This window comes from Streptomyces sp. NPDC051569, assembly GCF_044454085.1.
In the GTDB taxonomy this organism is placed as follows: Bacteria; Actinomycetota; Actinomycetes; order Streptomycetales; family Streptomycetaceae; genus Streptomyces.
Window position 1 is genome coordinate 1 of the sequence record NZ_JBITDJ010000025.1, and the last position, 15,014, is coordinate 15,014.

At 69.2% G+C, this 15,014-nt stretch carries 10 protein-coding genes and 1 pseudogene; 7 read left to right on the plus strand and 4 right to left on the minus strand.

Translation table 11 applies throughout. The annotated features are described in order from the left end of the window. Nucleotides 1-214 precede the first annotated feature (214 nt). Together ACIBAE_RS26335 and ACIBAE_RS26340 are read right to left on the minus strand one after the other, a co-directional pair. Nucleotides 215-1,467 (minus strand): annotated as a pseudogene (locus ACIBAE_RS26335) (IS3 family transposase). A gap of 535 nt (nucleotides 1,468-2,002) precedes the next feature. Next, nucleotides 2,003-3,214 carry a pyridoxal phosphate-dependent aminotransferase gene (locus ACIBAE_RS26340; protein ID WP_399290025.1) on the minus strand — a complete coding sequence of 404 codons (1,212 nt, stop codon included), beginning with the start codon at nucleotides 3,212-3,214 and terminating at the stop codon, nucleotides 2,003-2,005. Between the two features lie 85 nt (nucleotides 3,215-3,299). Between ACIBAE_RS26340 and ACIBAE_RS26345 the strand changes: the two genes are divergently transcribed. Beyond that, nucleotides 3,300-3,935, plus strand: a complete 636-nt coding sequence (locus ACIBAE_RS26345; protein WP_399290027.1) for a winged helix-turn-helix transcriptional regulator — start codon at nucleotides 3,300-3,302, stop codon at nucleotides 3,933-3,935. A 55-nt stretch (nucleotides 3,936-3,990) separates the two neighbouring features. Continuing rightward, nucleotides 3,991-4,629 carry a uridine kinase gene (locus ACIBAE_RS26350; protein WP_399290029.1) on the plus strand — a complete coding sequence of 213 codons (639 nt, stop codon included), beginning with the start codon at nucleotides 3,991-3,993 and terminating at the stop codon, nucleotides 4,627-4,629. 235 nt (nucleotides 4,630-4,864) lie between these two features. Here ACIBAE_RS26350 and fdhA read toward each other — a convergent pair whose 3' ends face one another. Further along, nucleotides 4,865-6,094: a formaldehyde dehydrogenase, glutathione-independent gene (gene fdhA, locus ACIBAE_RS26355; protein ID WP_399290031.1), complete on the minus strand. Its 1,230-nt coding sequence runs from the start codon at nucleotides 6,092-6,094 to the stop codon at nucleotides 4,865-4,867. 544 nt (nucleotides 6,095-6,638) lie between these two features. On the opposite strand from fdhA, the gene ACIBAE_RS26360 reads away from it, so the two are divergent. From ACIBAE_RS26360 to ACIBAE_RS26380, 5 genes are all read left to right on the plus strand, one after another. After that, a complete protein-coding gene (locus ACIBAE_RS26360) occupies nucleotides 6,639-7,484 on the plus strand; it encodes an MHYT domain-containing protein (protein WP_399290033.1) in 846 nt (281 codons plus the stop codon). A gap of 51 nt (nucleotides 7,485-7,535) precedes the next feature. Further along, nucleotides 7,536-9,683, plus strand: a complete 2,148-nt coding sequence (uvrB, locus tag ACIBAE_RS26365) for an excinuclease ABC subunit UvrB (protein WP_399290035.1) — start codon at nucleotides 7,536-7,538, stop codon at nucleotides 9,681-9,683. 182 nt (nucleotides 9,684-9,865) lie between these two features. Beyond that, a complete protein-coding gene (locus ACIBAE_RS26370) occupies nucleotides 9,866-10,432 on the plus strand; it encodes a TerD family protein (RefSeq protein ID WP_399290170.1) in 567 nt (188 codons plus the stop codon). A 157-nt stretch (nucleotides 10,433-10,589) separates the two neighbouring features. Continuing rightward, nucleotides 10,590-12,563, plus strand: a complete 1,974-nt coding sequence (locus ACIBAE_RS26375) for a TerD family protein (protein ID WP_399290037.1) — start codon at nucleotides 10,590-10,592, stop codon at nucleotides 12,561-12,563. Between the two features lie 279 nt (nucleotides 12,564-12,842). After that, a complete protein-coding gene (locus ACIBAE_RS26380) occupies nucleotides 12,843-13,850 on the plus strand; it encodes a TerC family protein (protein ID WP_399290039.1) in 1,008 nt (335 codons plus the stop codon). A gap of 90 nt (nucleotides 13,851-13,940) precedes the next feature. On the opposite strand, the gene ACIBAE_RS26385 is transcribed toward ACIBAE_RS26380, so the two are convergent. After that, nucleotides 13,941-14,996 (minus strand): S66 peptidase family protein, encoded by a 1,056-nt coding sequence (locus tag ACIBAE_RS26385; protein WP_399290041.1) that lies wholly within the window; start codon nucleotides 14,994-14,996, stop codon nucleotides 13,941-13,943. Nucleotides 14,997-15,014: the final 18 nt, after the last annotated feature.

Below are 15,014 nucleotides of genomic sequence, written 5' to 3' on the forward strand. Positions count from 1 at the left end.
AGAACCCCAAGCCGTTCGTCTGGACGAAGACTGCCGACGACATCCTCGACACCCTCGCCGCATACTGCACACGAATTAACGACTCAGGACACTAGGTTGTCGCGGATCTCTAGAAGCCTCTGACGCTGGTCCGGGTCGGGGCGGAGCGTTGAGCATCTGATGCAGGCATGTTCATGGATGCAAGGAGTGAACCGCCCCGGGTTCGGTAGAGATCTCAGATTGTGGTTGTGACCTGGGGGTCTGTGAGTTCCGTGTAGTAGTTCGTCTCATACTCGACGGGTGGGACGTGGCCTATCTCACCGTGAAGGCGTCGGTGGCAGTACCAGTCGATCCACTCGGCGGTGGCCAGCTCGACCTGGGAAAGGGTCTTCCAGGGCCGTTGCTGCTTGATCAACTCGGTCTTGAACAGGCCGATCGTGCTCTCCATCAGGGCGTTGTCGTAGGCGTCGCCGACGGAGCCGATCGAGGCCGCGATACCGGCCGCGTCCAGGTGTTCAGCCAGCTTGAAGCTGGTGTATTGGCTGCCCGCATCGCTGTGGTGTATCAACTCGCCCCGAACGTGGGGGCGTTCATCGCGGTCGCGCTGCCACAGCGCCATCTCCAGAGCGTCCAGGACGAGCTGGGTCTCCTTCGACGTCGCGGCGGACCAGCCGACGATGCGGCGGGAGAAGGTGTCCACGACGAAGGCGACGTAGACGACGCCGGCCCAGGTCGCCACGTGTGTGAAATCCGCGACCCAGCAGCGGTTCGGTGCCGTGGCGACGAAATCGCGGTCCACCCGGTCCGGTGCCCGCTCGGCCTACTGGTCCGGGACCGTGGTGATGATCTTCTTGCCGCGGGCGGCGCCGGCGATGCCCAGCTCGCGCATCAGCCGCTCCACGGTGCAGCGGGCCACCTCGTGACCCTGCCGGTTCAGCTCCCGCCAGATCTTCCGGGCCCCGTGGACACGGTAGTTGTCGGTGTAGACCTGGCGGATCAGCTCCTGGAGTTCCGTGTCCCGCACGGTACGGGCGGACGGGGAGGCCAGTCGTTTCTTGCAGGCGTAGTAGGTGGAAGGGGCGATCTTGCAGTCGTGCTCGGTGAGCGTCCCGCAGATCGGCTCGACGCCGCCGAAGCGGTCCCGGTGCTCGTCGATGAACGCTACGAGCGTGTGTGTGGCCGGTCGAGCTCGGCCGCGAAGAAACTCGCCGCCGCCTTCAGGATCTCGTTCGCCCGCTTCAGCTCGGCGATCTCCTTCTTCATCGCCTTGAGCTGGGCCGATTCCTCCGTCGTTGCGCCCGGACGTGTCCCCGCATCGATCTCGTGCTGCTTCAGCCAGTTGCGCAGCGTCTCGCGGGAGCCGATGCCGAGCTTGTCGGTGACCGCCTGCAGGGCGGCCGTCTCGTTCGGGTAGTCGTCGCGCACCTCGGCGACCATGCGCACCGCACGACGGCGGAGCTCAAGCGGGTAACGGGAAGGTCGTGCCATGACTCGATCCTTTCATGAAATCGAGTCTCTACCGAATCCGGAACGGTTCACTCTGGCATACCCTCTTTGGCCCGCAGCTTCGGCCATCACGCGATCGCGGGCAGAGCCATTCCACAGATCTTCATCATCAGCACAGCTGAGCCGTAGATGCCGGCCTGGACTCAGTCACCCAACGTGACTACTCCCTTGGCGCACTGGGCAAGAATCAATACTGCCCACCGCCAGTAGCAGCGGGCGATCCGTCATGCCGGAAGGCTGCCCGTCGCGGAGGCGGAATACGACCGGCCGGGCCCGGAGTGGCGCCCGCCTCCTGTCCGGGCTCGCGGCAGCGGTCGGCCGCTGCCGACTGCCACGGATGACGCGTGGTCAGAAGGCCGCGAGCGTGGCCGGTGTGAGGCCGTGTCCGATGACCGCGAAGGGTCGGCGGCGACTCATGGCGGCCCCGCGATCCGGCCACTCCGTGCCGGAGGAGAGGACCGTCCCGATGTGCGCCGTGCCGCGTTCCGCGCCGGCGGCCGCGCCCATCGCTTCCGGGTCACTGGCGGTAGCCGCTCAGAAAGCGGCCGATGCGGCTGATGGCCGCGTCGAGATCGTCCGCGTACGGAAGGGTCAGAATGCGGAAGTGATCGGGGCGTGGCCAGTTGAAGCCGGTGCCCTGTACCACCTGGATCTTCTCGCGCAGCAGCAGATCGAGGACGAACCGCTCGTCGTCATGGATCCTGTGCACCTTGGGGTCGAGCCGGGGGAAGGCGTACAGCGCGCCCTTCGGTTTCACACACGAGACGCCGGGGATCTCGTTGAGCTTCTCCCACGCACGGTCGCGCTGCTCGTGCAGTCTGCCTCCCGGCGCGGTGAGTTCCTTGATGGACTGACGGCCGCCCAGTGCCGCCTGGATGGCGTACTGGGCGGGTGCGTTGGGGCACAGCCTCATCGAGGCAAGCATGGTCAGGCCCTCGAGATAGCCGTGCGCATGCTGCTTGGGGCCGGTGACGACGAGCCAGCCGGAGCGGAAACCCGCCACGCGGTAGGTCTTCGACAGTCCGCTGAAGGTGAGGACGACGAGGTCGGGTGCGAGGGCCGCCGCGGTGTGGTGGACCGCGTCGTCATAGACGATCTGGTCGTAGATCTCATCGGCGAACACCATCAGCTGATGGCGGCGGGCGAGATCGAGGATGCCTTCGATGATCTCGCGCGGATAGACCGCACCGGTCGGGTTGTTGGGGTTGATGATCACAACGGCCTTCGTCCGATCGGTGATCTTCGATGCCAGGTCGTCGAGGTCCGGGTACCAGTCGGCGGACTCGTCGCAGAGATAGTGCACGGGCCGGCCTCCCGCCAGGGTGGTGACGGCGGTCCAGAGCGGGAAGTCGGGGGCCGGGATGAGGACCTCGTCGCCGTCCTCCAACAGTGCCTGGACGGCCATCGACACCAGCTCGGAGACGCCGTTCCCGAGGAAGATGTCGTCGACCGTGACATCGGTCAGACCCAGGGTCTGGTACCGCTGGGCGACGGCGCGGCGGGCGGAGAGTATGCCGCGCGAGTCCGTGTAGCCGTGCGCCCGCGGCAGCATCCGGATCATGTCCTGGAGGATCTCCTCCGGTGCCTCGAACCCGAAGAGGGCGGGGTTGCCCGTGTTGAGGCGCAGGACGCTGTGGCCCGCCTCCTCCAGGGCGTCGGCCTGCTCGATCACCGGGCCGCGGATCTCGTAGCAGACCTCGCTGAGCTTGCTCGACTGCCGGAATTCCATGCGGTGGCCTCCCAGACCTTGGCGCGATACTTTGTTTTACCAAGTTCGAGCTTGGAAAGTCCAACAACTGTCTAGGATGCGTCACATGCCACGCCGTCGAAGCTACGACCAGTACTGCGCAGCCGCCCGTGCCCTGGACGCCGTGGGTGACCGCTGGACCCTGCTGATCGTCCGGGAGCTGCTGGCGGGACCGCGTCGCTACACGGACCTGCACGCCGATCTGCCCGGGGTCAGCACGGATGTGCTGGCCTCCCGGCTCAAGGACATGGAGCGCGACGCACTGGCGACACGCCGCAGGCTGCCCCCGCCGGCCGCCGCGTACGTGTACGAACTCACCGAGCGGGGAAGGGGATTGCTGCCGGTCCTCACGGCGCTCGCGGAGTGGGGCGCCCCCGCGCTGGGCGAGCGCCGGCCCACCGACGCGGTACGGGCGCACTGGTTCGCCATCCCGCTGCTCCCGGTGCTGTCCGGGCCCGAGAGCGTGGCCGCGGGGTTGCTGGAAGTCCGACTCGACGAAGGCGCGTTCCACGTACGGCTCGGGGACGGCGAACCGGAGTACGGCGACGGGCCGGCCGAAAACCCCGACGCCCGCCTCGTCCTCGACGCCGACACCTGCCGCGAGCTGAGCGGCGGTGCGCTGACGATCGGCGACGGTGTGCGGGACGGGCGTATCGAGGTGTCGGGGGACGGCACGCTGGCCACGGTGCTGCGCGGGGAGTGAACGGAACCGGCCGCCGCGCCGCCACGGCGGCCCGGCGCTGAACGATGATGGACGGGTGCGACTCGAAGCGATCACCTGGGAGCGGCTGACCGAGGCTCTGGCCGAACGGGTTCTGGAGCGCCGGCCGGCGGACGGCGGGCCCTGGCTGCGCGTCGGCTTCGACGGGGCGCCGGCCGCCCGGCCCGGGGAGCCGGCCGAATCGCTCGCCGAGGCGCTTCGGGTACGCGGCCGGTCGGTCGCCGTCGTCGGCACCGAGGGTTTTCTGAGACCCGCCTCGCTCCGGTACGAATACGGGCGCGAGGACCCCGACACGTACTACAGCGGCTGGTTCGACACGGGGGCGCTGTGGCGGGAGGTGTTCGGACCACTGGACCCGGGGGGCTCCGGGCGAGTTCTGCCCGACCTCTGGGATCCTGCCACGGACAGGGCGACGCGCAGCCGGCCCGGCGAACTCCCGCCCGGCGGTGTGCTGGTGCTGCACGGGCCGCTGCTCCTGGGGCACTGGTTCCCGTTCGACCTCACGGTGCATCTACGGCTGTCGCCCGGCGCGCTCCGGCGCCGTACCGACGAGAGCGAGCACTGGACGCTGCCCGCCTTCGAGCGCTACGAGGAGGAGGTGGACCCCGCCGAGGCCGCCGATGTGCTCGTACGGGCCGACGACCCGCGCCATCCCGCGTGGGGTGGCCTGCGCTGACGGCCGGCATCGCTACGGGCCCGGCCTGAGACCGCCCGGCCTGAGACCGCCCCGCCTGAGACCGCCCCGCCTGAGGCCCGCCCCGCCGCAGGCCCGCTCGCGAACGCGGCCGGCACCGGGATCCGTATCTCCCTGGTGCCGGCCGCGGCGGTGCCGTGCGGATCGGCTCCCTGACCGGCCCGCCCAGCCCTTCCCGCTCAGCGTTTCCGCTTCGGTTCAGCTCGCCTCCGTCGCGTCAGGCCGCCCTCACGCCGTCCAGCGCGCCATGCGGGTTGAGCACGTACTTGCGGCTCGCTCCCTGATCGAATTCCATGTAGCCGTGCGGTGCGTCGTCCAGCGAGATCACCGTGGCGTTGACCGCCTTGGCGATGTGGACCCGGTCGTGCAGGATCGCCATCGCCAGGCCCCGGTGGTACTTCATCACCGGGCACTGACCTGTGCTGAACTGATGGCTCTTCGCCCAGCCCAGTCCCAGCCGCACCTTCAGCGTGCCGCTCTTGGCGTCGTCGTCGATGCCGCCCGGGTCGTCCGTGACGTACAGCCCTGGAATGCCGAGCGCGCCACCGGCCCTCACCACGCCCATCAGCGAGTTGAGGACGGTCGCGGGAGCCTCGTCGGTGTCGCGGCCATGGGCGCGCGCTTCGAAGCCGACCGCGTCGACCGCCGCGTCCACCTCCGGTTCGCCCAGGATCTGAGCGACCTGATCCTCCACCTTCCCCTGCGTCAGGTCGACCGTCTCGCAGCCGAAGCTGCGCGCCTGTGCGAGCCGCTCGGCGTTGAGGTCGCCGACGATCACGACCGCCGCTCCGAGCAGCTGGGCCGAGGCCGCGGCCGCCAGACCGACAGGTCCCGCTCCCGCGATGTACACGGTCGAGCCGACGCCCGCGCCCGCGGTCACCGCGCCGTGGAAGCCGGTCGGGAAGATGTCCGAGAGCATGGTCAGGTCGAGCAGCTTCTCCCGGGCCGCGTCCCGGTCGGGGAAGCGGAGCAGGTTGAAGTCCGCGTACGGCACCATGACGTACTCCGCCTGGCCGCCGACCCAACCGCCCATGTCCACGTAGCCGTAAGCCGCGCCGGGACGTGCCGGGTTGACGTTCAGACAGATGCCCGTCTGCCGCTCCTTGCAGTTGCGGCAGCGGCCGCAGGCGATGTTGAAGGGTACGGATACGATGTCCCCTTCCTCGATGAACTCGACGTCAGGGCCCCGCTCGACGACCTCGCCGGTGATCTCGTGGCCGAGGACCAGGCCCTCGGGGGCCGTGGTGCGGCCGCGGACCATGTGCTGGTCGCTACCGCAGATGTTGGTCGCGAGTACCTTGAGAATGACTCCGTGCCGGCACTTGCGGCCGATGTTCGCGCGAGCCACGCCCGGCCCGTCCTGGAGCTCAAGCGTGGGGTAATCGATGTTGTAGACGTTCACCTCACCCGGCTTGATGTAAGCGACCGCCTTGTTTCCTCCGCTCATGCTGACTCGCCGTCCCTTCGGCTCTGCTCGTCCAGCGGATGCCCCGGTCTCTCCGCGCGCGACGCGGTCCGCTGCCGCTCGTGCGGTCCGGCGGGGGACCGAACGGGGCCACGCGAACCCGCGCACTCTGTCACCGCGCACTCTGTCGCCGGGGTGTACGCGCGGTGCCGCTCCGTATTCCAGCCTAAGCCCGCCAAGGAATGCGGACAAAGCGGGTGCCGAGTCCGGTGGCGGGGTCCGGCCTGGGAACAGCGGTTCCGGGAGCGTGCCCTCCTGAGCAGGCGCCGTGACTCCTGGCGGCGCGGCGGCTGTTGTCGCTGAGGTGTGCGCGTTCGCGTGGTTCCTCGCGTCCCGGCGAACGGGACACGGGCGGAATCGGTTCATCAGATGAACAAGTGCCGCCGGAACGCACCGCTGGAAGCCTGTTATCAAGAAGTGACCTGATGGACGTTTCGGTCGGAGGGCGCAGCCCATAGCCTCAGTGCGAAGAAACGTTTCTGTGCAAAGTGCCCCACACCGCGCACTGGTTGAGAGGCTCGCCACGATGCAGGGCACGATCGACGGATTCCACTACGGATCGGTCACCCCCCTGGCGGCCTATGTCATGGCATGCCTGGGCGCCGCGCTTGGTCTGCGCTGCACCACCAGGTCTCTGCGCACCGGCGGCTCCTGGAAGCCCGGCTGGCTGGCGCTCGGCGCGACCTCCATCGGCTCCGGCATCTGGACGATGCACTTCATCGCCATGATCGGGTTCGATGTCGAAGAGGCGCCCGTCAGTTATGACCTGGCCCCCACCGTCGCCAGTCTCGCCGTGGCGATCGTGATGGTCGGCGTCGGAGTCTTCACCGTCGGCTACCGGGGCGCGACCCGGACGGCGCTCCTGTCCGCAGGCTGCCTCACCGGCCTCGGCGTCGCCGCCATGCACTACCTCGGTATGGCCGGAATGAGGGTGCGAGGGCATCTGGAATACGACACCGTGGCCGTCACCCTGTCCATCGTGATCGCCGTCGTCGCCGCGACCGCCGCGCTCTGGGCGGCCGTATCGGTCCACGGCTTCCTGGCGAGCCTGGGGGCCAGCCTGGTGATGGGCGTCGCGGTGACCGGAATGCACTACACGGGCATGTCCGCGATCAGTGTGCACCTGCTGGACGCCTCCGGCGTCTCCGCCGGCGGCTCCTCGCCCACTTCGCTGCTCTTCCCCATGCTTCTCGGGCCCGTGGTCTTCCTGGTCCTGGCGGGCGTGGTCGTGATGTTCGATCCGCTGCTGGTCCTGGGCGAGGGCGAGTGGGACCGGCCTCAGGGGCGACCCGCGACCCAGCCCCGGACCGCCGGGGCATGGGGAAACGTCCCGGCGCCGCGGCACGGCACCCAGGACACCCTCGATCGGTGATCCGCAGCCGCTCGGCGCACGGCTGTCAGTCCGGGGTCGTACGGTGGATCCATGCGGCCCGTTTCCCACATCGAACGTACGGTGGCGCCCTTCGAGGTCGTCAGTTCCTACCAGCCCAGCGGCGACCAGCCGACGGCCATCGCCGACCTGGAGCGGCGTGTCCGCGCGGGTGAGAAGGACGTCGTCCTGCTCGGCGCGACCGGCACGGGCAAGTCCGCGACCACCGCCTGGATGATCGAGAAGCTCCAGCGCCCCACCCTCGTGATGGCGCCGAACAAGACGCTCGCCGCCCAGCTCGCGAACGAATTCCGCGAGCTGCTGCCCAACAACGCCGTCGAGTACTTCGTGTCGTACTACGACTACTACCAGCCCGAGGCGTACGTCCCGCAGTCGGACACCTACATCGAAAAGGACTCCTCGATCAACGAGGAGGTCGAGCGGCTGCGCCACTCGGCGACGAACTCCCTGCTCACCCGTCGTGACGTGATCGTCGTGGCCTCCGTGTCCTGCATCTACGGTCTCGGTACGCCGCAGGAGTACGTGGACCGGATGGTGCCGCTGAAGGTCGGCGCGGAGATGGACCGGGACGAGCTGCTGCGGCGTTTCGTCGACATCCAGTACACGCGCAACGACGTGGCGTTCACGCGCGGTACCTTCCGGGTCCGCGGCGACACCATCGAGATCTTCCCGGTCTACGAGGAGCTGGCCGTCCGCATCGAGATGTTCGGTGACGAGATCGAGGCGCTCACCACGCTGCACCCGCTCACCGGCGAGGTCATCAGCGACGACGAGGAGCTGTACATCTTCCCGGCCAGCCACTACGTGGCAGGACCCGAGCGGATGGAGAAGGCGGTCAACGGGATCGAGCTGGAGCTGGAATCCCGGCTTGCCGAGCTCGACAAGCAGGGCAAGCTGCTGGAGTCCCAGCGGCTGCGGATGCGTACGACGTACGACATCGAGATGATGCGCCAGATCGGCTCGTGCTCCGGTATCGAGAACTACTCGATGCACTTCGACGACCGTTCTCCCGGCACCGCCCCCAACACCCTCCTCGACTACTTCCCCGAGGACTTCCTGCTGGTCATCGACGAGTCCCACGTCACCGTGCCGCAGATCGGCGCCATGTACGAGGGCGACGCCTCCCGCAAGCGGACCCTGGTCGACCATGGCTTCCGGCTGCCCTCCGCGCTCGACAACCGCCCGCTGAAGTGGGAGGAGTTCCAGCAGCGGATCGGACAGACCGTCTACCTCTCCGCCACCCCGGGCACCTACGAACTCTCCCGCTCCGACGGCTTCGTGGAGCAGATCATCCGCCCCACCGGGCTCATCGACCCGGAGATCGTCGTCAAGCCCACCGAGGGACAGATCGACGACCTCGTGCACGAGATCCGCGAGCGCACCGCGAAGGACGAGCGCGTCCTGGTGACCACACTCACCAAGAAGATGGCCGAGGACCTCACCGACTACTTCCTTGAGCTGGGGATCCAGGTGCGCTATCTGCACAGCGACGTCGACACCCTGCGTCGCGTGGAACTCCTGCGCGAGCTGCGCGCCGGTGAGTACGACGTCCTCGTCGGCATCAACCTGCTGCGTGAGGGCCTCGACCTGCCGGAAGTCTCGCTCGTCGCGATCCTCGACGCCGACAAGGAGGGCTTCCTGCGCTCCGGCACCTCGTTGATCCAGACGATCGGCCGGGCCGCGCGCAACGTGTCGGGCCAGGTCCACATGTACGCGGACAGGATCACCCCGGCGATGGAGAAGGCCATCGACGAGACGAACCGCCGCCGTGAGAAGCAGGTCGCGTACAACACGGAGCGCGGGATCGATCCGCAGCCGCTCCGCAAGAAGATCAACGACATCGTCGCCACCATCGCGCGCGAAGAGATCGACACCGAAGCACTGCTCGGCACGGGCTATCGCCAGGCGAAGGACGGCAAACCGGCCAAGACCCCCGTCCCCTCGCTGGGCGGCAGGACGGCGCTGGGGGCCAAGGGTGTCAAGGGGGCCAAGGGCGGCAAGGCCGGCGCCGTGGTCACGGACCGGCCCGCCGCCGAACTGGCCGGGATCATCGAGGAGATGACGGACCGGATGCGGGCCGCGGCGGCCGAGTTGCAGTTCGAGGTGGCGGCTCGGCTGCGTGACGAAGTGGGCGAGCTGAAGAAGGAGTTGCGGCAGATGAGGGAGGCGGGACTCGCCTGACGGGCCGTGGGCCGCTGTGTTGCAAGAACGACACGAAAACGGTCCAAGCCTCCTGTGTCCTCCGCGTGACTGCGTAGGGTTTCCCGCAACCGCATCGGACGGTTGCGGGGGAACCATTCGAGAGGGGACAGCGCGTGGCGGACGTATCCAAGGGCGGTGCGCCCGGCGGTCCCGGGGTCAACCTGACCAAGGGACAGGCCATCAGCCTGGAGAAGAAGGGCGGCGGCACCCTGACCGCCGTGCGTATGGGACTCGGCTGGCAGGCCGCACCGCGCAGGGGGCTGTTCGGCTCCCGGACCCGCGAGATCGACCTGGACGCCTCGGCGGTACTTTTCGCCGACAAGCAGCCGGTCGACGTGGTGTTCTTCCGTCACCTCGTCAGCGACGACGGTTCCGTGCGGCACACCGGTGACAACCTGGTCGGCGGCGCGGGCCAGGGCGGCGACGACGAGGCGGTCCTCGTCGACCTGGAGCGGGTCCCGGTCCATATCGACCAGATCGTCTTCACGGTGAACTCGTTCACCGGCCAGACGTTCCAGGAGGTACAGAACGCCTTCTGCCGCATCGTCGACGAGACCAACGGCCAAGAGCTCGCGCGCTACACGCTCGACGGTGGCGGCCAGTACACCGCGCAGATCATGGCGAAGGTGCACCGCGCGGGCAGCGGCTGGCACATGACGGCCCTCGGCAACCCGGCCAACGGCCGCACGTTCCAGGACCTGATGCCGTCGATCCTGCCGCATCTGTAGACGGGGCGTTTCCCCGGCACGCGCGCGGCTCCCGGAGGCGGTTCCGCCGGGAGCCGCACAACTGCCGACACCCGCATCGCCCGCGTCACCCACATCTGAAGACCCACGCGAGACCGACCACCCGGCAAACCGACCACCCGACAAGAGGACAGAGGCGATGACGGCCGAGCTGGTCCGGGGGCAGAATCACCCCTTGCCCCACACCCGCCTGGAGATCCGGGTGACGGCCGGCGTACCGCTGCTGCCCTGCGCCACCCTCGGTGACGAGCGGAACACCGTGCGCGGCACGGAGTGGGTGGCCCACCCCGGCTCGCCCACCCTCCCCGGCGTCGAGGTGCCCCGGCAGGCCGCACCCGGCCTGCGCTTCCAGGTCGATCTGGAAGCCGTGCCCGAGCAGGTGGGGCTGATACGCCTCCTGCTCGCCCTCCCCGAGGGGGCCGGCGTTCCCGAGCGCTTCGGGTCCATCGCGCCACCCTCCGCCGCTGTCACCTCCACCGACGGCACCGAGGTCGCCCGTTTCACCCTCACCGGCCTGGACACCGAATCCGCCGTCGTCGCACTGGAGCTGTACCGCCGGCAGGGCGCCTGGAAGGTCAGGGCCGTCGGCCAGGGGTACGTGGGCGGACTCGCCGAGCTCCTCCGTGACCAGGGCCTCTCGGAGGCGGCCGCCGTCGCCGCCGGGATCCAGGAGGCGGTGGGCCGGATCAGGGCGGGAACGGTCCCGTCGCCTTCCGCACCCGGGACCGGCCCCGGGCCGTACCCCCTGACCCCTGACCCGGGGGCGGCGGCCGGGTCCGCACCGCACGCGGCCGGTATCGCCCAGGCCGGTGCGGGCGGTGCGGGCGGTGCGGGCGGTGCGGGCGGTGCGGGCGGTGCGGGCGGTGCGGGCGGTGCGGGCGGTGCGGGCGGTGCGGGCGGTGCGATCAGCTACACACATCCGGGCCGCCGGACGTCCACGCCACCGACGCCGCCGCCGGCCGCGCCACCCGCCGGACCGGGACAGCCGGCCCAGCCGGTCGCGGGTGACGCCACGGGCTGGTCGATGGAGGAGCGCCTCTACAACCAGGCCTGGGGCATGTTCGAGGACCTGGCCCGCACCGTCGCGGCCTACCGAAGCGCGACGGACTTCGCCACGTCCCGGCTCGACCAGGAGCTGGACCAGGTCCTCTCCGATCCCCGCAACCGCGTCGGCGGGGCGGGCGAGGCGGCCCGGGAGGCGGCCCGCGCCAAGCACGACCAGCTCGCCGACCGGGCCCGCGCGGTCCTGGAACGCGATCTCGCTCAGCTCGTCGCCGAGTCCGAGGTGGTCGAGCCCGCCTTTCCCGCCGCGTACGCCCGCTGGGACAACCCCGTCTGGCACGCCTACCGCGTCCCGACGCAGCCCCCGATGGCGCTGCGCCTCGGCGACGTCCACCTTCCCGAGCGCCCCGACCTGCGGATCCCGATGCTGGTACGGCTGCCGCTGGAGCGCGGGCTGTGGATCGACAGCGGCCGGTCGGGCTCGGAAAGTGCCCTGCTGGCCGAGGAGGCCGAGCTGCGCCGCCTGGCCGTGGACACGGCGGTCGCCCTCGCCGCGCGACTTCTCGCCGTCCACCCCGCGGGCGCGTTCACGGTCCAGGTGATCGACCCTGCCGGCTCCGCGGCCGTCGCACTGGCGCCGCTGACCGTGTCCGGCGTTCTCGCCGAGGCCCCGGCGGCCGGCGCCGGGGGAGTGGCGGCCGTCCTCGCGCGGCTCACCCGGCGGGTGGATCTGGTGCAGATGGCGGTGCGCGGCGGCGCCACCGAGTCGCTGCCGCCCGATCTGGACACCGCCGAGCAACTGCTGATCGTCAATGACTTCCCGCACGGCTTCGACGACCGCGCGGTCACGCAGCTGCGCTACCTCGCCGACGAGGGCCCGGCTGTCGGGGTCCATCTGCTGATGATCGCGGACCGCGCGGACGCGAGCGCGTACGGACCGGTGCTCGATCCGCTCTGGCGCTCCCTGCTGCGGATCACTCCGCTTCCGGACGACCATCTGGCCGACCCCTGGGTCGGACATGCCTGGACGTACGAGCCGCCCACCATCCCGCCGGGCAGTCAGGTGCTGCTCCGGGTGCTGGAGCAGGTGGCGGCCGCTCGTCGGCACTGACCCAGAGATGTACGGCCTCACGACCCGGTCCCACGCCCCACAACCCCGTGCCGACCTGCGAGTTGACAGTCCTTTACCAATCTCTTTACCTTTTCTTGGCTTTTCCTGTACTCTTCCTTGTATCGGAGGGGAGTACTCCCACACCGCGACGTACCCGTCAATACGGACCGCCATCGGTCCCGGGGCGTCGGCCCGGAGAGCGGCTGTGCCGCCCGGGTGGAAGAGACCTCCGGCAGCGACGACGCTGATCAGTAGCCGTACGACGCCGGAGGCGCAGTAGTGGACGTTTCATGGACCCTGTGGGTGCTGACCATTCTTGGTCTGTCCGCCCTTATCGCGGTCGACTTCTTCATCGGGCGCAAGCCCCATGACGTGTCGATCAAGGAAGCCGGGATCTGGACGGTCGTCTGGATCGCTCTGGCCGCGCTCTTCGGCCTCGGCCTGATGCTGTTCGGCACCAGCCAGGCGTCGGGCGAGTTCTTCGCGGGCTTCATCACGGAGAAGTCGCTCAGCGTCGACAATCTCTTCGTCTTCGTCCTCATCATGGCGAAGTTCTCCGTGCCCTCGAAGCTGCAGCAGCGGGTGCTGCTCATCGGCGTGCTGATCGCCCTGGTCCTGCGCACGGTCTTCATCGCCGCAGGCGCCGCGATCATCGCCAACTTCGTCTGGGTCTTCTTCATCTTCGGAGCTTTCCTGCTCTACACCGCCTGGAAGCTCATCCAGGAGGCGCGCTCCGACGACGAGGAAGAGGAGTTCGAGGAGAACCGACTGCTCAAGTCCATCGAGCAGCGCTTCGGTGTCGCGGACAAGTACCACGGCACCAAGCTCTTCATACGCGACAACGGCAAGCGCGTCATGACCCCCCTGATGGTGGTCATGCTCGCCATCGGCACCACCGACGTGCTGTTCGCGCTCGACTCCATCCCCGCGATCTTCGGTCTGACGCAGGACCCGTACGTCGTCTTCACCGCCAACGCCTTCGCCCTGATGGGCCTGCGGCAGCTCTACTTCCTCATCGGCGGACTGCTCAGGAAGCTGGTGCACCTCAGCTACGGCCTGTCGGTCATCCTGGGCTTCATCGGCGTGAAGCTGGTGCTGCACGCCCTGCACGAGACCGGGGTGCATGTCCCCGAGATCTCCATCCCCGTCTCCCTGGGGGTCATCGGTGGCGTCCTGGTCGTCACCACGATCACCAGCCTGATCTCCTCCAAGAGGCAGACGGAGCGTGACGCGGCGGCCCAGGCCGAGGCGGACAGCAAGGACAGCAAGGACAGCGTCGAAGCCTGACCTGCGCATACCGGCGCGGGACCCCTGGGGGTCCCGCGCCGACGTGCGTGCCACGACAGTTCGGCGGGCAGCGGCTCGGCGGGCGGTGGCTCAGTAGGTGACGGTGATCCGCCGCGCGGGCCCGTCCACCCGCACCAGCCCCCCGTAGGGAATGACCAGTTGCGGGTCGGTGTGCCCGAGGTCCACGTCGAAGACGGCCAGGGTCTCCGGCGCGTACGTGGTGAGCGCGCGGAGCACGGCCTCCCGCTGGTCCCGGGCGTACCGGGCTCCTTCCTCCGGGTCGTGAGGCTTCTCGAACGACCAGGTCTTGGGACGCCCCATCAGCAGGGCGGGAAAGCGCCGCAGCAGATCGCGCTCGCCCATGTTGCGCAGGATCCGGAACACCTCCTCGGCGGCGGGCAGCTCCTCCGAGGTCTCCAGCACCAGCACACAGCCGTCGTAGGCACGCTGATCGGCCTGGATCTCCCGGTCCGCCATCAGCAGCCAGGACAGGATCTCCAGATTCCCGCCCCAGCTGCGGCCCTCCACCACACGCTCGGGTCCGTGCCAGGTCCAGCCGTCGCCCGGCCGGGTCTCCGGCTCCGCCGCGAACGTCGCGGAATCCGCCCAGTCGCGGTCCGTGTCCCGGAACCGCCGGGCGGGGCGCAGCTCGTAGGGCCCGGACGTGAACAGCGCGGCCCGCAGCGACTCGGCGGTGAGCGGGTCCATCGCACCCGGGCGGCCCAGCGCGGCCATCACGCTCGCGCCGTGGTAGCCGACGATGCCGGTGTTCCACAGATAGGCCAGCAGGTTCGTGTTGTCGCTGAAGCCGAAGAACGGCTTGGGGTCGGCCCGGATCAACTCCCTGTCCAGCAGGGGCAGCACAGTGATCTGATCGTCCCCGCCGATGCTCGCGATGACGGCCCTCACCGCCGGATCCGCGAAGGCGGCATGGATGTCGGCGGCCCGTTCCCGCGGCGTCGAGCCCATTTTCCGGGTCGTCGGATATTCGACCGGTATCAGCCCGAAGTCCTTTTCCAGCCGGCCGAGACCCAGCTCGTAGGGGAGCGGCAGCAGTCCCGGCAGGCCCGAGGACGGCGAGATCACCGCGATCCGGTCGCCCGGACGGGGTTTGGGCGGATAGAGCGGGTGCGCGAGGGGTGGCATGCGGTGATCGTACGGAGA